The sequence below is a fragment of the Pseudodesulfovibrio sp. 7M6 genome (genome assembly GCF_050058625.1).
Taxonomy (GTDB): domain Bacteria; phylum Desulfobacterota; class Desulfovibrionia; order Desulfovibrionales; family Desulfovibrionaceae; genus Pseudodesulfovibrio; species Pseudodesulfovibrio salinus.
Genome location: NZ_CP188816.1, coordinates 1663669 through 1681520 on the forward strand (window position 1 = coordinate 1663669; position 17852 = coordinate 1681520).

The 17852-nt window shown below is 54.3% G+C and carries 13 protein-coding genes; 4 read left to right on the forward strand and 9 right to left on the reverse strand.

Annotated elements, in window-relative coordinates:
• Positions 1–87: 87 nt before the first annotated feature.
• Complete coding sequence (locus tag ACI0FG_RS07910; protein ID WP_419787994.1) at positions 88–1350, reverse strand: NAD(P)/FAD-dependent oxidoreductase; 1263 nt, start codon at positions 1348–1350, stop codon at positions 88–90.
• A 249-nt stretch (positions 1351–1599) separates the two neighbouring features.
• Between ACI0FG_RS07910 and ACI0FG_RS07915 the strand changes: the two genes are divergently transcribed.
• The 3 genes from ACI0FG_RS07915 (at position 1600) to ACI0FG_RS07925 (ending at position 7751) form a co-directional block, all read left to right on the forward strand.
• On the forward strand, positions 1600–3018 hold the full coding sequence (locus ACI0FG_RS07915; protein WP_419787995.1) for a biotin carboxylase N-terminal domain-containing protein: 1419 nt from the start codon (positions 1600–1602) through the stop codon (positions 3016–3018).
• An 11-nt stretch (positions 3019–3029) separates the two neighbouring features.
• A complete protein-coding gene (locus ACI0FG_RS07920; RefSeq protein WP_419787996.1) occupies positions 3030–5276 on the forward strand; it encodes a carboxyl transferase domain-containing protein in 2247 nt (748 codons plus the stop codon).
• A gap of 240 nt (positions 5277–5516) precedes the next feature.
• Positions 5517–7751: a GGDEF domain-containing protein gene (locus ACI0FG_RS07925; RefSeq protein WP_419787997.1), complete on the forward strand. Its 2235-nt coding sequence runs from the start codon at positions 5517–5519 to the stop codon at positions 7749–7751.
• 59 nt (positions 7752–7810) lie between these two features.
• On the opposite strand, the gene ettA is transcribed toward ACI0FG_RS07925, so the two are convergent.
• Both ettA and ACI0FG_RS07935 read right to left on the reverse strand, forming a co-directional pair.
• Positions 7811–9493: an energy-dependent translational throttle protein EttA gene (gene ettA / locus ACI0FG_RS07930; protein ID WP_419787998.1), complete on the reverse strand. Its 1683-nt coding sequence runs from the start codon at positions 9491–9493 to the stop codon at positions 7811–7813.
• 202 nt (positions 9494–9695) lie between these two features.
• The gene (locus ACI0FG_RS07935; protein ID WP_419787999.1) at positions 9696–10124 is read right to left on the reverse strand and encodes a C-GCAxxG-C-C family (seleno)protein; all 429 of its coding nucleotides are present in this window, start codon (positions 10122–10124) and stop codon (positions 9696–9698) included.
• 372 nt (positions 10125–10496) lie between these two features.
• Between ACI0FG_RS07935 and ACI0FG_RS07940 the strand changes: the two genes are divergently transcribed.
• The gene (locus ACI0FG_RS07940; RefSeq protein ID WP_419788000.1) at positions 10497–10925 is read left to right on the forward strand and encodes a winged helix-turn-helix transcriptional regulator; all 429 of its coding nucleotides are present in this window, start codon (positions 10497–10499) and stop codon (positions 10923–10925) included.
• A gap of 81 nt (positions 10926–11006) precedes the next feature.
• Here the strand turns inward: ACI0FG_RS07940 and ACI0FG_RS07945 are convergent, their stop codons facing one another.
• The 6 genes from ACI0FG_RS07945 to ACI0FG_RS07970 form a co-directional block, all read right to left on the reverse strand.
• The gene (locus tag ACI0FG_RS07945; RefSeq protein WP_419788001.1) at positions 11007–11519 is read right to left on the reverse strand and encodes a ferritin; all 513 of its coding nucleotides are present in this window, start codon (positions 11517–11519) and stop codon (positions 11007–11009) included.
• A 125-nt stretch (positions 11520–11644) separates the two neighbouring features.
• Positions 11645–13852: an SF1B family DNA helicase RecD2 gene (gene recD2, locus ACI0FG_RS07950; protein ID WP_419788002.1), complete on the reverse strand. Its 2208-nt coding sequence runs from the start codon at positions 13850–13852 to the stop codon at positions 11645–11647.
• A gap of 20 nt (positions 13853–13872) precedes the next feature.
• Complete coding sequence (gene recR, locus ACI0FG_RS07955; protein WP_419788003.1) at positions 13873–14478, reverse strand: recombination mediator RecR; 606 nt, start codon at positions 14476–14478, stop codon at positions 13873–13875.
• Positions 14479–14487: 9 nt separating this feature from the next.
• Entirely contained in the window at positions 14488–14799 is a 312-nt protein-coding gene (locus ACI0FG_RS07960) for a YbaB/EbfC family nucleoid-associated protein (protein ID WP_419788004.1), read from the reverse strand.
• Positions 14800–14827: 28 nt separating this feature from the next.
• Positions 14828–16756, reverse strand: a complete 1929-nt coding sequence (gene dnaX, locus ACI0FG_RS07965) for a DNA polymerase III subunit gamma/tau (RefSeq protein ID WP_419788005.1) — start codon at positions 16754–16756, stop codon at positions 14828–14830.
• A gap of 129 nt (positions 16757–16885) precedes the next feature.
• Complete coding sequence (locus ACI0FG_RS07970) at positions 16886–17809, reverse strand: branched-chain amino acid transaminase (protein ID WP_419788006.1); 924 nt, start codon at positions 17807–17809, stop codon at positions 16886–16888.
• Between the last annotated feature and the right edge of the window lie 43 nt (positions 17810–17852).

The following is a 17852-nucleotide window of genomic DNA, read 5'->3' on the forward strand; positions in this document are numbered from 1 at the left end:
ACAGAAAAGAGGCCGTCCATTTGGACGGCCTCTTTTTATACTCTTCAAACTGCCATTCCCGCTGCGGGCGGCGCACAAAGTATATTTCTAAGGATTATTCAGCATTGCTTCAATGAATTCATCAGGCCACAGGGCGGGAGAAGGGTCTCCTTCCATAAGCCGTTTCTTGGACTCGGCATCAAGAATGAATCTATTTTTGATGAAGCTGGTGTAGAAACCGGCCGCGTCGATATCACCGATAAGGATGCATCCGGCCAACTTGTTGTCACTAAAAATCAACTTGCGGTAAACGCCCTTTTCTTCATCAAGAAAGACATCCGTCTCCATGCCCTTTTCTTCGGCAAGGTTTGTTTCGCCGACAGAGATGGTGGGCAGACCGTAATATGTGATGGAGTTCATGGACAGACCGCCGGTGTACGGCGTGTTTGCTCCAGCCATATTCAGTCCGGCATACCGTCCCTGCGAATAGGCGTTTGGCCAGATCGGCCGAACGGTGAATTCTCCGGTGAGCAAATCCTTTGCCTCGGCAACGTCGCCCGCAGCATAGATGTCGGGATTGCTGGTGGCCAGATAGTCATCCACACAAATACCCATGTTCGTGGTAAGCCCGGCCTGTGCGGCAAGCCCCATATTGGGCCGCACGCCGGCCGCGACGATGACTACATCGGCTTCAACGAAGCCTTTATCCGTCTCCACGCCCTTGATGGTGCCGTCGCTGTGACGGACGATGGCCTCGGTATTCGTTCCCTGGAGAAAACGAATGCCGTTTTTCTCAAGGTGGTCAACGATCAGATTGCCCGCTGTCTCATCAAAATAAGTCCGCATGATCCGGGAACGAACCAGGACGGTTACATCCACGCCCTTATCCGCAAATCCTTCTGCAGCTTTGAGGGCGATGAGTCCGGCACCGATAACCACGACTTTGTTTACGCGGTCCACCAGCTCCTTGAGCGCTTCGGCATGGGCCATCGTGGTAAAATTATGTACGCCGGGGCCTTCAACGCCGGGCATGGAAGGCCGAATAGGAGCGCCACCCGTGGCCAGGAGAAGCTTGTCATAGGAGATGGTATCGCCACAATCCAGGGTGATGGCCTTCTTTGCTGCGTCCACGGAAAGCACGCGTGATCCTAGCCGCATCTCCACCTTGTTGTTTTTATAAAAAGACTCAGGCCGGAAGGGCAATGTGTCGAATTTGATTTTATCCGACAGATAATAGGAAATCAGGGGGCGTCCATAGGTCGGCACGGCCTCGTCGCTGATAACCAGAATGCGTCCTTCTTCATCGTGTTGGCGAATTCCCTCAATTGCGCCAATAGCGGAAACGCCGTTTCCAACAATTACGTAATCCATAACAGGCTCTCTCCCGAATCAAAATTTGGCGGATTGCCAATATTGAAAATCCACTCCCCAGCATGGGGAATGGGAGTGATTTTTTAACTATTTTCCCATCAAAAATCCACAACTATCAATTCAAACGTCAGTTTGATGACAATCAGCTAAAATATTTAACTAAAGATACAATTCAAAGAATTTGCACTCCGGGCCAAGAAGGGCTATTTAAATCAGCTTCAAAACGAAATTTAGGAGACGGAATTCACCGTGAGCATAGACGGAAACAAAGTACTTATAGCAAATCGGGGCGAAATCGCCGTCCGCATCATGCAGGCCTGCACTGATCTCGGCCTGCCCTTTGTCGCCCTATATACCAAGGAAGACTGTGACTCAGGCCATGTGGACATGGCCCGCAAGCTTGGCGGCGAGCGTTCTCTTTACCGTATTCAAAATTACCTTGATGCCGGAGATATCCTGGCTGTGGCCGATGAATCGGGAGCCTCTGCCATCCATCCCGGCTATGGTTTCTTTTCCGAAAACTTCCGTTTTGCCCGCAGGGTTACCGAGCGGGACAGGCCCATGTCGTTCATAGGTCCCTCCTGGCACGTCATCCGCGACCTGGGAGACAAGATCAACACCAAACGGCTGGCCAGAAAGCTAGAAGTCCCTACGGTGCCGGGTTCGGACAGGGCTATTTATGACGAAATGGAAGCTGAAGCCATTGCGGAAAGCCTCTTCGAGTTTCAGGACAACCTCGGCATCAAACGCCCCGTAGTTCTGGTCAAAGCCTCGGCCGGCGGCGGCGGCATGGGAATCGACGAATGTGAGGACATGGCCCGGTTCCGCCAGACCTATCGCCGTATTCGCAACTATTCCCTGCGCACTTTCAACGACGAGGGCGTGCTCATCGAACAGCGCGTCTTCGACTTCAATCACCTTGAAGTACAAATCGCGTCCGATCGCTCCGGGAAAAATCCCGTCCATTTCGGGACACGCAACTGTTCTGTTCAAAGTCCCGGCCTGCAAAAGCGCATCGAGGTTGCTCCCGGCTTCTGGCCCAGCGGCCTGAATTACGCCTTTAACGCACAGGAACTGTTGGACAACATCACCGAATACTCTCTCTCCATCGCTCGCGAAATCGGGTATGATAATGTCGGTACCTGGGAGTGGATTGTCACGCCGGACGGAAAGCCTTTCCTTATGGAAGTAAACACTCGCATTCAGGTAGAAAATGGTGTGTCGGCCGATATCGCGCAAGTTCGGGGCGACACCGGCGTTAATCTCATCCGCGAACAAATTCGCATAGGGCTGGGAGATCCGCTGGGATACACCCAGAGTGACGTGGACTTTTCCGGCGCCAGCATTGAGTACAGGCTCATTGCCGAAGATACCGACAACGGTTTTGCTCCGTGGGTGGGTCGCATTGAGACTCTGGACTGGACCGAACACGACTGGCTCAAGATGCATACGCACGTTCCCCGTGATCGTGCCTATCAGATCCCAACGGAATACGACCCCAACCTTGCCTTGGCCATCATATGGGGCAAGGACCTGACTGAAGCCAAGGAACGGGGACTTCAATTCCTTCGCGAGCTGAAATTGGATGGCAAGGACTCCTCCGGAGCTTCCATGAAATCCAACGTAAAGTTCCTCGCGGAAAAAACGGCCAAGCTGCTTGAATTCTAACCGACGGTACCATGAAGATAGAAAAAAAACTCTCTGCCCTGTCGACGCGGATTCAATATACCCGCGATATATTTGGCAACAAGTCCCGGCCTGAACTGGAAGCCTTTGCAAACGAGATTGCCGAGTTCCAGGATAAATACCGTGATGCGGACGAAGAACGTAAGGTCCGGGCTATAGAATCCCTGGATCACCGCCTTTCCACCATGGAAACAGCCATGGATGCCCAGCTGACGGCCATGGACAAGGTCCGCATCGTTCGGCATCCGCAGCGCATCTGCCTCAAGGACATTCTTGAAAACGTCTATGACAACTACACTGAAATAGGTGGTCAGGACGAGCACTCCCTTGATCCCGGAATGCTGATTGCCAGGGCGTACATCACCCGGCGTAAAGGCAAAAAGATCATCAATCAGCCGGTCATGGTTGTCGGCCAGGAGAAAGGCCACGGCCAGGAATTCCGTAACGGTGGTTCCATCAAGCCGTGGGGAAACAGCAAGGCCCTCAAGTATATGAAGGTCGCTGCCCGCGAACAGATTCCCATCCATACCTATGTCAACACGCCGGGCTCATACCCTATCGAGGACTTCCCGGGTGCGGCCCAGCAGATTGCGGAAAACATATACGAAATGGCCGGACTTGATGTGCCCATCATTGCCGTGTTTTCCGAAGGCGGTTCCGGCGGAGCCGAGGCCATCGGCATGGCGGACAAGCGTCTCATGTTTTCCCATGGCTACTATTCCGTCATTTCTCCCGAAGGTGCCGCTGCTATTGAAGGCCGCATCAAGGGCAGTGAACGCGCCCCCGCCGAGCTCATTGAGTCCTGTGCACTCGCCCAGCGCATCACAGCTCAGGACAATCTCGAAAACGGATATATTGATGAAATAATTCAGGAACCTCCGCTGGGCGCCCGGGCGGATCACTTCGATTTTTACCGTCAGGTTCGCGAACAGATCATTCGCGCCACAGACGAAGTGACTCTTTCCGTGCGTAGCGTTCGCTTTTTGCGTGGAGCTGCCCTACGGCTGTTCAGCAAGAACGCGGATATCATTGTCCGCTGGTCTCTGACGGAAAAGGCACGCGAACGGCTGGTCAACCGCCGTTTCAAGAAATACCGCCGCCTGGCGCAACATGCCTACAAGGACAACCGTACTCTCATAGACAAGCTGATGGCCACCAGTACCGGTATTGTCTCCTCAAGCGCTTCGCTGATCCAGTATGGCCTGATAAAGCCTTTCAAGCACGGCATTGCGCGCACGATGGAAGAAGTCACCGACGAGATCCACGTTGTGACCGGCAAGGTCAACACGCTTTGCCAGTGCTCACTCAAGAAGTTGGGTGTGAAATCCGGCTGCACCAGGCAAAAGGAAATGGAATTGACCGGTCTTTCCCGTACCGAAGAAAAGAAATCGGTCATCGAGAGCGATACCGGTTATGTCAGCCCTCAGGCTCAGGCGGACCGGGAGGTAACCTGTCCCCATGCGGAAAAACGCGGTTGCCTGGATATCTGGGCGCGTGATCTCTATACGGATTTCGCGGGAGTCTGCCCCAACTGCGGCTATAACTTTCGTATGGAATATCAATGGTATCTGCATCATGTCTTTGACAAGGATTCGGTGCGCGAGTTCAACCGCGACATCGCAGCTGGCAACCCCACCGGTTTTCCCAACTTCGACAAGCGCGTCCAGGCTGCTAAGGACAAGACTGGTCTGCAGAGCAGTTGCCTGACCTTCAATGCCAGTCTTGAAGGCGTTCGTCTGACCTGCGCCACGCTGGTTGCCGATTTTCGCGGCGGTTCCGTAGGAGCTGCAGAAGGCGAAAAATTCATCCGTGCCCTTGAGTTGGCGCAGACCAAACATCAGCCGTTTCTCGCCTATGTGCACGGCACGGCAGGTATCCGTATTCAGGAAGGCGTCAACGGCCTGATACAAATGCCCCGCTGCACCATGGCCGTGCGCCGCTACATAGAAGAAGGCGGCCTGTATATCGTTCTCTACGATACCAACTCCTATGCCGGTCCGGTAGCCTCCTTTCTGGGCTGCTCACCCTACCAGTATGCGGTGCGCTCCTCTCGTCTCGGCTTTGCCGGGCCGGGTGTCATCAAGGAGACGACCGGCCTGGAGATTCCGCCGGATTACCACAACTGTTTCAACGCGCTTTCCCGCGGGCATATCCAGGGCGTATGGAGCCGCAAGGACATCCGGAAAAACCTGCACCACGCATTGCTGACCATAGGTGGGCGCAATCTTTATTATCGGTAATCCAAGTTAAAATCACAAACATTGGGCGGCTGCTTCGGCAGTCGCCCTTTTTTTTCTCAACATAATTACCACAGCTCCGTCGCTACATCGTAACACCCAACACGGTTCTGGGAGTACATAGGTCCCGGGGAGAGACAAAGAACGGACAAACCGTCTCTTTGAACACTGAACGATGACATGACAGGATCATTACTCGCCCGACGCATTCGAGATTGGATCTTCAACCACCAAGAGGCTCCCATGCACATGGAAGTGTCCACGCAGAGAAGGGACAACCCACGGATTACGACCCGCGACTACACGCTGATTCTCATATCCATTAAGGATTACCACATACTGCGTGAAATGTATGGCCAAGGGTTCATCGATCAGCTTGTACATGAGCTGCGCGCCCTTCTTCGAGAATGGGTGAGTCGGGATATAGACAGCAAAGAGAAAGATGTGTTTGCCACCGGGCCCGGAGAGGTTGCCTTCATTACTCCGCAAACCACCTCCCCCGCCGACCTTGCCTACGAGTTCAAGATCAAGGCGCAAAATGGTTTGAAACAGACCATGTACCGCCAGACGGGCCTGGGGATAGACCTCGGAATGGGGTATGCCACCATCCAGCAAAATGCCAAAACCGTGGACGGCGACTATCTGAACTCCTTTCTCGACGAAGCCCGGCGCATGTCCAGAATGCCGCTTGATATGAAGCGGTTGTCCATAGCCGAACGATTCAACGCCATACTGAACGGAAACAGGGTTTCCACCCACTATCAGCCCATACTCGATTTCCGCTCCGGTAAGATCATGGGATGGGAAGCTCTTGCGAGAGGTCCCAAGGAATCCTCTTTTCGCTCTCCCCTTGTGTTGTTTGATACCGCAGAACAACTGGGACGACTCTTTGCCCTGGAAAAGATATGTCGCGAGTCCGCTATTAAAAATCTAGGGAAGATTGAGGATGACCAGAAACTCTTTCTCAACATCAATCCCAAAACCATGGCTGACCCAGAATTCACTACGGGGAATACACTCAGCCTGATGGAGAGCGCAGGGCTGACACCCGATAATATCGTTTTCGAAATTACCGAACGCCATAGTGTTCAGGAATTTGCCCTTTTCTACCGCACATTGGACCATTACCGCAGCCAGGGATTCAAAATTGCCGTGGACGATGCCGGAGCAGGATATTCGGGCCTGACCACCATAGCCGAGCTCCAGCCGGAATACATCAAGCTCGACCAGTCGCTCATCGCCAACATCCACAAGGACCCGGTCAAACGTGCCCTGGTCGAGACCACCACAACTTTTGCCGACAAAATCGGAGCACAGATCATCGCCGAGGGCATCGAGCATAAAGCACAGGCTGTCTGCCTTAAGGAAATAGGAGTGCATTGCGGACAAGGTTTTTTCCTGGCACGTCCGGCCAGTCCCAAGCCCGACCTGACCAAGGAATGTCGGGAGCTTCAGTCCGTGACGGACATCACTTCAAAATCAGTCACCTGTTCACTGCCGATAGGCGATCTCGCCCAGCCGCCCCACTCGGTTCCCAAAGATTTCATGGTTTCGGGCGCTCAAGAATTCTTCAAGAAGAACAACCGATTCTCCTGCATTGTTGTTACGGAGAACGAAATCCCCTGCGGCCTGGTCATGGAATACCATTTGAACCGACAGCTATCATCTCAGTACGGCATAGCCCTGTTCTACAAAAGACCCGTCGAGACGGTCATGGACCCCGCACCGTTAATCGTGGAACTTGATACTCCAGTTGAACAAGCAGCCCGCAAGGCCATGAAACGGGAACCACTCAAAGCCTACGACGACATTATCATCACCCGAAAAGGATATCTCTACGGCGTTGTTTCGGTACAGAATCTGCTCAATGCCATGGCAAAAATCCAGGTTGAGATGGCCAAGGGAACCAATCCACTCACAGGGCTGCCCGGGAATGTGGCCATAGAACGTGAAGTTGAAAGTCGTATCCAGCAAAAACGGATTTTCAGCATCATTTACGCCGACCTGGACAACTTCAAGGTCTACAACGACACCTATGGCTTCAAAAACGGGGATGGCATCATCAAGCTGGCGGCTGACATTCTTGCCTGGGCCACAAAAAAATATGGTCCGCAGGATGCCCGGCTCTGCCATATCGGCGGCGATGATTTCGTACTGATTACCTCGCCGGAGTCCACTACCCGAATTACCAAGGCGGTAACGCGTTGTTTCGGAAGGCTGGTTAACCACTGTTATTGCAAGGAAGACAGGGAACGAGGATGGATCAAGGCCAGGGGACGGGACGGCAAAGAAGGCAACTATCCTCTGGTTTCCATATCCCTTGGCGTCATCAGTATCTGTGGAAACTGCTCCCTCATGGAGATCGGTGAACGAGCCGCACACATCAAGAAATACGCTAAATCCAAGCCTGGAAATGCCGTCGCCGTTGACAGACGTCCTCCTTTGGGTGCGGAAGAACTCGACCTTCCGCCATGCTGATAAAAAAGGCTCTGCAGCATTCCACCGCAGAGCCTTTCAATGACATTTGAAGCCGACGACTATCTGGTCAGCCGTCTGAACTTGATCCGATGCGGTTGGTCCGCATCCACGCCAAGGCGCTTTTTGCGGTCCGCCACATAATCGCTGTAATTCCCTTCCAGAAAGACGACTTCGGAGTCTCCCTCAAAGGCGATGATGTGTGTCGCGATACGGTCGAGGAACCAGCGGTCGTGGCTAATGACCAGCACACAGCCCGCAAAGTTTTCCAGGCCGTCTTCCAGGGCGCGCATGGTGTTTACGTCCAGGTCGTTGGTCGGTTCATCAAGCAGCAGTACGTTGGCCCCCGATTTGAGCATCTGGGCCATATGCACGCGGTTGCGCTCTCCGCCGGAAAGCACATCCACCGGCTTTTGCTGATCCTGGCCTGCGAAATTGAAACGGGAGCAATAAGCCCTAGCATTCACTTCGCGATTGCCCAGCTTGATAAACTCCGCCCCTCCGCTGATGACCTCGTATACCGTCTTGCCCGGCACCAGGGATGCCCGGTTCTGATCCGCATAGGCCAACGTAACGGTCTGTCCGAGAGTGACCGTACCGGAATCAGGCTGCTCTTCGCCGACGATCATCTTGAACAACGTGGATTTACCCGCACCGTTGGGGCCGACAATGCCGACAATGGCATTGGGGGGCAAAATGAAGCTCATGTTAGCCACAAGCAATTTGTCGCCCATTGATTTGGATACGTTCTCGGCAACAACTACCTGCTTGCCAAGGTGCGGTCCCGGTGGGATGTAGATTTGCAGATCATCGGCCAGACGTTCGCTTTCATGGCTGGCCATCGCCTCGTAGGCGTTGATGCGAGCCTTGCCCTTTGCACGGCGCCCCTTGGGGGACATGTGAATCCAGTCCAGTTCGCGCTGAAGGGTCTTCTGGCGCTCCGCCTCGGCCTTACCCTCTTTGGACAGCCGCTGTTCCTTCTGTTCCAGCCAGGAGGAATAGTTGCCCTTCCAGGGGATACCGTGCCCCCTGTCCAGCTCCAGAATCCAACCAGCCACATTATCCAGGAAGTAACGATCATGGGTGACGGCGATAACGGTCCCGGGGAAGGTGGAGAGAAACTTCTCCAACCATGCCACGGAATCGGCATCAAGATGGTTGGTGGGCTCATCCAGCAGCAGAATGTCCGGGGCCTGGAGCAACAGTCGGCACAGGGCAACTCTGCGTCGCTCACCACCGGAGATGACCGAAACGGAAGCATCTGCGGGAGGACAACGCAGGGAATCCATGGCCATCTCCAGCTTGGAATCGATATCCCAGCCGCCCTTGGCGTCCATGAGTTCCTGAACCTGGCCCTGCCGCTCAATGAGGGCATCCATTTCCTCTGGCTCCATGGGCTCGGCAAATTTCTCATTGATGGCGTTGTACTCACGGACAATATCCATGATCTCGCCCAGTCCCTCCTCGACAACCTCACGCACGGTGCGCGTTTCGTCGGCAAGGGGCTCCTGCTCCAAATATCCGATGGAGTACCCTTCCTTGACTTGGGTCTCTCCCTCAAAGCTGGTATCAACACCGGCAAGAATCTTGAGCAGCGAACTCTTTCCTGATCCATTCAGGCCGAGTACACCGATCTTTGCGCCATAAAAATATGACAGGGAGATGTTCTTGAGCACCTCTTTCTGTCCGTGTCGCTTGGACACCTTGTACATGGAGTAAATTATCTTTTCCGAATCATTGCTCATTGCTTACCTCGCAACGGTTTATCCTTGTGCCCGGCTATTGCAGAGATGCGGCGATTTGTAAAGGGAATACGCACGTTGGCGGTCATCCTTTCGTAAGCAAGCAACCAGGCTGCAATCCCCCAAAACCGGGAAGCAATGATTAGGCAAACGGGGAGCGGCCACATCCGACCATCGTTCTCAGCCTACTCCCCGTTCCTGTTGCTTAGTGATGAGCTCCTGCCGTCTTCTCCGACAACAATTCGGCTTCCCTCAGTCTTAATTCCGCAACAAACGCCGGGTCATCAGGTTTGAACCTGTCCATGTGCCGTTCTATGAGGCCTGCAGCCAGAGCTACACACTCCCGGCATTTCAACCGATTGATGCTGCGCACTTCCTTGCACTTGGTCGATCCGGCCGCGCTGGCGAACTCTTGCCGAACGTTTTCCACTACCTCCTGGGTATCCAGCAGTATCATGGCAGCCTGCAAGGCTCCGCACCTGCCTCCCGGAGCTTTGCCGTTACCTGCGTTTGATGCAGCCTTGAGGTCCGCCTCCGATAAACCGGATTCGACTTGATATGCCTTGAGCACCGCCTGGGCACAATTGTATTTTTCAACTCCACGAAAAAGGCTTGCAGCCAGTTCTGCTTTCATCTGAGACTTCCTGTCGGCGAAAGATACCCATTATGGGATACCCCGCCTATTCGATTGGTTGTGGTGACAAATTCGCCATATGGAATATTGAATCCGGACATTTTTTCCAAACATTCTGCGCTATGTGCTCCCAAGCACAAACAGAAGGTGTGGCGTCCAGACTCTCCATATCGGCTATTTTCGGAATTATGGATGCAACCGTTTCATCTTTATAGTCCGCGTTCAGACGCGGTATTCCTGAAATGTAAAGCTTTTTTTGCAGTGGCATTGCAAATCTTTACCTCGGGAAAGAACTAGACTATCAATGGATTTCGTCAAGTACGGACTTTAATGTTTAATACTCACCTATTGGTAAGCATGAAGAACACCATAATGTATACACAGGCCACGCCCTGCACTCCCAAGCAGGCAGGCGAGAAGAAATTCAGTTGTTTTTTTGAGTTGTCGCAGATGGTTATAGGAGGTAAGTGGAAACCGATGATCCTCTTCCGACTCGGCCAACAGCCTGCGGTTCGGTTTGGCAGGCTCAGGAATTCGATATCCGGTATTTCTGAAAAGATGCTGATTCAGCAGCTCAAGGAATTGATCGATGACGGCATGGTCCACCGTGAGGTGTATAAGGAAGTCCCACCCAAAGTGGAATACTCCCTGACGCCTATGGGACGGACATTGATTCCGGTTCTGGACAACCTTTTTGCATGGGGACGACAGTACGCCTCATACCTGGTGGCGCAATCTGCGGGCGAGGAAATGGTTCCAGGTGAAGTCCTGGCTGACATTGATGATATTGTGGCTATTTAAATGAATGAAGCCGTCGTAAGGGAACATTGGAATATAAAAAAGGCCGGGATTTGATATCCCGGCCTTTCCAATTGGTTCTGGTTACGCTGCCGTATCGGTCGGCGGAGTAAACACGCGGGTAGCAAGGTCACGGCCGAGCATGAACAGCCCTCCGCCGTCGCCGACGAGTTTCAACTTGCCGACGATATCGCCCACGTTTTCCTCTTCCTCCACCTGCTCTGAGATGAACCATTGGAGGAAAATACCAATGGCGTGGTTGCGTTCTTCAATAGCCAGGTCGGCGATCTTGTTGATCCGGGCGGTAACACCCTGCTCATGCTCCAGAGCGTCTTGGAAAGCATCCAACGGAGAGTCCCACTCCAACTGAGGTTGGTCGATCTGCCCCAGTTTCGCGTGGCCGCCTGCGCTATTGATATAATTAAAAAACTTCATGGCATGAAACATTTCTTCCTGATACTGGACATTCATCCAGTTGGCAAAGCCATCAAGGCCTTCCTTGGTGAAATGCGAAGCCATGGAGAGATAAATATGTGCGGAATAGATTTCCCAGTTCATCTGTTCGTTCAGGGCATCTTCCATTTTCTTGCTGAGCATGTCGTCTCCTTGGATCAGCGATTTGGATTATTGCCGGTTCATTGCGGCTTACAATCGTCAACACATCCGCCCAATGGGCATTTTTAAAAATAACCATTCCTCGCTGATTGGCAAGAAAAGAAGAATTAAACGAGACGGGGTTGGTCGAACATTTCCCTAAGTCTGTACGAAAGGTTGGTGCGGCGTTTTCCGGCCGTGACGTTTTCCAGACCAATCTTGAATGCACGGTCCGACCCAATGAGTACGGCAAGCTCTCGGGCGCGCGTCAGGCCGGTATAGAGCAGATTGCGCTGGAGCAGCAGAAAATGCTGGGTAACGATGGGCATAACCACCGCCGGATACTCACTGCCCTGCGACTTGTGTACGCTCACGGCATAAGCCAGGGCCAACTCATCCATCTCTGAAGCTTCAAAGTGGACCAAGTTTCCTTCAAATTCGACCAGGAGTTCAGCCTCGTCCGGGTCGGCCTCGACGATCCACCCCAGATCACCGTTGAAGACTTCCTTGTCATAATTGTTTTTCATCTGGATGACCCGGTCCCCTTCACGAAACGTATTGAACTTGCGCTTGATCTCGCGCACGCCGGGTCTCGGAGGATTGAGCCGTTCCTGAAGAGCCACATTCAGGGCCTGCGTCCCGACCTCTCCCTTGTGCATGGGCGTCAGCACCTGAATATCCCTCAGGGGGTCTAGATTATAGCGCTCTGGAATTCGTTCACACACACTATCCAAAACAAGTCGTTGTACCTTGTGCGTGTCATCCTGAGGAATCCAATAGAAATCAGCTTCCGGCGCCGGGCAAGGATGCTGGCGCGGAAACTTTCCCTGGTTGATCAGGTGGGCGTTCACCACAATGAAACTTTCCTGAGCCTGACGGAAAATACGAGTCAGGACAGCGCAGGGAATGCGATGGGAGTCGATCAGATCGCCCAGAATCTGACCGGGGCCAACACTGGGCAACTGGTTGACGTCACCAACCAGAATTAGACGGCAGGTATGGGGCAGCGCACGCAGGATTGAAACAAAAAGGTAGGCATCCACCATGCTCGCTTCATCGATGATGAGCACGTCCGCCTTGAGTTTCTGGTCCTCGCAATAGTTGAATCCGCCATCGGGCTGAAACTGAAGCAATCGGTGTACGGTGAGCGCGGAATGCCCCGTTGCCTCGGACAAACGCTTGGCCGCCCGCCCTGTGGGAGCAGCCTGTTTGATCTTGAGGCCCAGTTCCCGCAGGGTGAGGGTTATCGCCTTGGTGATGGTGGTTTTACCCGTGCCGGGTCCGCCCGTGACAATAAAGACCTTGTTGCTGCATGCATTGAACACCGCCTCGCGCTGTTCGTCGGAGAGCTTGAAGCCCAGCTTGTCCTCCACCAGAGGCAGCGTCTTGTCTATCTTCTTGCGGCTGACGGGCGACGGATGGCTGACCAACTGATACAGCCGCTGGGTGATTTCATTTTCGTAGTGATAGAAATGGATTAGATAGACAGCATTATCCACCCCCTGCTCGGGCAGATTTTCCATCCGGACGCGCTTTTTTTCCTCCAGGGAGTACAGGGCAAGTTCCAGCTTGTCGAAATCCGTGGTGTCCAACATCTTGGCCACCTCGCCCAACAGCGTGTCCCTGGGGACAAAGAGATGCCCGCCCCGCTCACAGACTGAAAAGAGGTGATAGGCGATGGCCGCTTCCAGCCGCTGGGCACAATCCGGGGCAAAACCGAGCTTCATGGCCATGGCGTCGGCTGTACGAAAGCCTACGCCTCGAATTTCATACGCAAGATCGTATGGATTATCACGCAGCTTTTTCTCGGCCTGCGCTCCGTAAAGATGGAATATCTTCCCCGCAAAGGTCGTGGGGACGCCGTGGGTCTGCAGAAATACCAGCAGATTCTTGATCTCACGCTGCCTTCCCCAGGATTCGACGATATCCACCAGCTTCTTCTTCGATATTCCCTTAACGGAAAGAAGCTGGTCCGGATCATCGTCAAGAATGTCCAGAACGCCAACGCCAAAACGCTCCACCAATACGGAAGCGGTTTTCTCCCCTACTCCCTTGATGGAGGATTGCAGAAAACGAATAACGCCATTTTCCGTCGCAGGACGGGTTTCCTCAAAGGTTGCCACCTCAAACTGACGACCAAACTTCGGATGAACTGTCCATCGCCCTGTCAGGTCGAGAGTGGCTCCAGCCACCAGCTCTCCGAGCGTCCCGACAATGGAAATCTGCCCAGGTTCGTCTTTTACACGGACGCGGGCAATGGCGTAGCCATTCTCCTTGTTGTGATAAATAAGAGAAATGACTTCCGCGCCGTTGAGATGAGAGAGTTCTTCGTTCATTTGCTGAGGGATGGCCGGGATCAGACCTTTTGCCGGTGGACCAATGATTGTTTGAGGGTTTCGCGGTCCATGAACTTCACTTCCGCGCCGATGGGAATCCCCTGCGCCAAACGGCTTACCGAGACATCAGGGAATTCGGATTCCACCAGATTTTTGATGTAGGACGCCGTGGACTCCGCATCAAGGGTGGCTCCCAGAGCGAGAATCAGCTCATTCACCCGTCCGGAACCGAGATGACGCCGAAGCCGCTCAATTTCCAGATGCGCAGGCTGTACGCCTTCAAGCGGAGACAACAGGCCACCGAGCACGAGATAGCGCCCTCGGTAGATTCCCATATCCTCCATGGCCAAAAGGGCGTCCCATTCGGGCACAAGACAGAGTTGATCCGCCTCACGGCCGGGGTCGGAACAAATGGCGCAAGGGCTGTACTCGGCCAGACAGGCGCATTCCTCGCACAAACAGAGGTTCTCACGCAGGTCGAATATGGACTGTCCAACCGCGTGGGCCCTTTCCCTGGGCATTTTGAGCAGGGTCAGGGCCATTCGCAATGCGGATTTCGGACCGATGCCGGGCAGGCTGGAAAGCTGCTCGACCACCGACTTCAAGGGGCCGGGAAGATTCTGCAAAGACAGCTCCTAGAACAGACCGGGGATATTCATTCCGCCGGTGACGGAACCCAGTTCCTTCTCCATCAGTTCCTTTGACTTCTTGAGCGCTTCATTGGCAGCGGTCAGCACCAGGTCCTGAAGCATCTCCACATCACCGGATTCCATGACGGAGGGCTCGATGACAACCGAGAGAATCTCCTGGGCGCCGGTGGCCTTGACCATTACCATGCCACCGCCGCTGGAAGCTTCAACTTCCAGCTTCTTGAGCTCTTCCTGCTTCTGGGTCATTTTTCGCTGCATGACCTGAGCCTGGCGGATCATTTCGTTCATTCCCTTCATGATATCTCCTGAATCTGCTTGTTTCCGGTTATGAATTACGGGAATTGACCGAGGTCAGCTGGGCGCCGAAAATCTCCATGACTTTCTGCACACCCGGATGCCTCTCAGCCTCTTCCTGCAACTGACGAGTTGATTTGGGCTCGGCAATGTCACCTGTCTCCACAACGACATCAACCGCAGGCCCGAAATATTCCTTGGCCAGCCGTTTCAATGCGGCATTTACCGCGTCACCCATCAGATACTGGCACTGCATCCTGGCCGAACACGTAATCTTCAGCATATTCTCGGCGAACTCGCCCTGGTTGAGACGCAACCGGGTAGAATTAACGCCGGATTTGCCGTTGCGTTCAGCCACGAAATCCAGAAAACCATCCCAGTCGCGCGGTCCCATCGGGCGCGGCGATGTCGGGACCGGGGCTTCCGCCATGCTATCACTCAGTGCGGGAGCCTCAGCCCCAGCCTGCTCCGGATCGGGGTTCTGAAAGACATGTGTCGCGACTGGTGTCGCTTCGGATGGCCCCACGGCTTCTTCCGGTGCGTGGGGGGCCTCCCCTCCCGCACCGGGCTCAGCGAAAGGGACTGGCGGCTCCTCCCGTTGCGAGGCGGACGGAGAAGGCCGCTCTTCTCTCGGAGGAGGTACATTATCCCCCGGAGCTGACTGTTGAGCCTGATTGTTGGGAGCGAATTTTCTTCCTCCCGGAGGTGAATACCCACCGCCTTGAGGCGAAGTCGCTCCACCGCCCGAACGAGGCGGTGCACCTTGTCCTCCCTGCCCCATACCACCTCTCGGAGGGGCCTGACGGGGAGGCGCTTGGCGAGGCGGGGCCGCGGGACTGCCCTGCCCTACCTTTTCCAGATTGATAAGATCCGGCAGGCTGGTCAGATTGAGCAGCAGGAGTTCCAGCGCCAAGGCAGGCTCCAGACTGGTCATGACCTTTTTCTGACCGTCCAATGTCATCTGCCAGCAGGCATGAATGTGTGCCGGATCGAATTTCCGGGCCCACTCCATCCACCCTGTGGCCTCTTCTCCGGACAGGCCGAGCAGGGGCAAAGCCTCCTCCCCCGCCTGTCGCAGCAAGAACATGTTCCGCCAGCAGTTTGTCAGCTCACGCAGGAAGAATCCCAGATCAAGCCCCTGGTCGAGAACCTGACGCAAAACCTGTCCAACAGCCACGAGCTTGCGGTCGTGCATGGCTTCCATAAGATTAAAGAAAACATCCTGTCCGGCCAGCCCCAGAAAGGAACGAACATCGGCTTCCAGGAGTTTTTCCGTCCCCATAGCCAAAGCCTGGCCCAACAGGGACATGGAGTCGCGCACACTGCCCGCACCGCGCTTGGCGATGATCTGCAACGCGCCCGGCTCGAAGGGAAGCCCTTCCTTGTTCATGATGTTTTCCAGGTGCGCCACCAACTCGGGCTGCGGAAGCATCTTGAAGATATAATGCTGGCAGCGGCTGATGATGGTCGGGGGGAATTTGTGCGGCTCAGTGGTCGCCATGATGAACGTGGCGCGTGGCGGCGGCTCCTCCAGCGTCTTCAGCAGTGCGTTGAAAGCCTCCTTGGTAAGCATGTGCGCCTCATCGATGATGAAGACCTTGTAGCGGCATTCAACCGGCGCGTAGCCGATATCCTCCTTGAGCCTTCTGGCGTCATCAATGCCACGGTTGGAGGCACCATCTATCTCGATAACGTCAACAGCCACGCCAGCCGTTATCTGCTTGCAATTGGGGCACTCGTTGCACGGTTCGGCCGTGGGTGCATGTACGCAGTTGAGCGCCTTGGCAAAAATGCGGGCGATGGTCGTCTTGCCAACTCCCCGGGTGCCGGAAAAAAGATATGCCGGGGCCACCTTGTCCTGGGCAGCCGCCCGGGAAAGGATCGACTTGATGGCCTCCTGACCGGCCACGTCGGCAAAGGTCTGAGGTCTGTATTTTGCCGTGAGATTTGATGTGCTCATGAGGTACACCTGAAGCTGAGGCGCGGACGCTTTCTTCTGTCATCAACGACCGAAAAAAGGGGAAACCCGACGTTCCGCGCCGGATTTCCCCTTTGGTAACAGATGCCGTCGTGATTTTCTAGACTTTCATTAAATGTGATAGCGGTGGAGCCAGTGCTCGTAATCCGGGTTTTCACCCTTGACGATCTTGAAGAACTCGGTTTGCAGAGCCTTGGCCACGGGACCGGCCTTGCCTGTACCGACGGTACGCCGGTCAACGGAACTGATGGGCGTCAGCTCCGCCGCAGTACCGGTGAAGAAAACTTCATCGGCAATATACAGCATATCGCGTGCAATGGGTTCCTCGCGCACTTCATAACCCAGGTCGTTTGCCAGGGTGATGATGGAGTCGCGGGTAAGACCGCCGAGCACCGCATCAAGATGCGGGGTGTAAATGATGTCGTTGCGCACCATGAAAATATTTTCGCCGGACCCTTCGGAAACATGACCGGTGGTATCGAGCAGAATAGCTTCGTCATACCCATCGGCCACAACCTCAGTCTTGGCCAGCACGGAGTTGACGTAGTTGCCTGCGGCCTTGGCCTTGGGCATCATTACATTGATATGATGTCGGCTGAAGCTGCTGCAACGGACCTTGATTCCCTTTTCCAGTGCGTCTTCCCCCAGGTAGGCACCCCACGGCCAGCAGGCGATGATGACCTGAATGGGATTTTCGCCCGGATGGACTCCCATGGCCCCTTCACCCACGAACACCAAAGGCCGTATATAGGCACCGGCCAGCTTGTTGCGCTGCAGGGTCTCCACCGCTGCAGTGGTCATCTCCTCCGCTGTGTACGGGATCTTCAAGCCGAGAATCTTGGCGGAATCTACCAAGCGGGCCATGTGCTCTTCCAAACGAAAAACCTCGGAAGAACCGTCGGCACAGGGATAGGCACGAATTCCTTCGAAAACAGCCGTACCATAGTGCAAAGCGTGTGTCAGAACGTGGACGTTAGCCTCGTCCCAGGGGACCTGTTTACCATCAAACCAGATGGTTTCGGATTTTTGGACCATGAAAACTCTCCTTCTTATTTACGCGGCATTAGCCGTTCCGTAC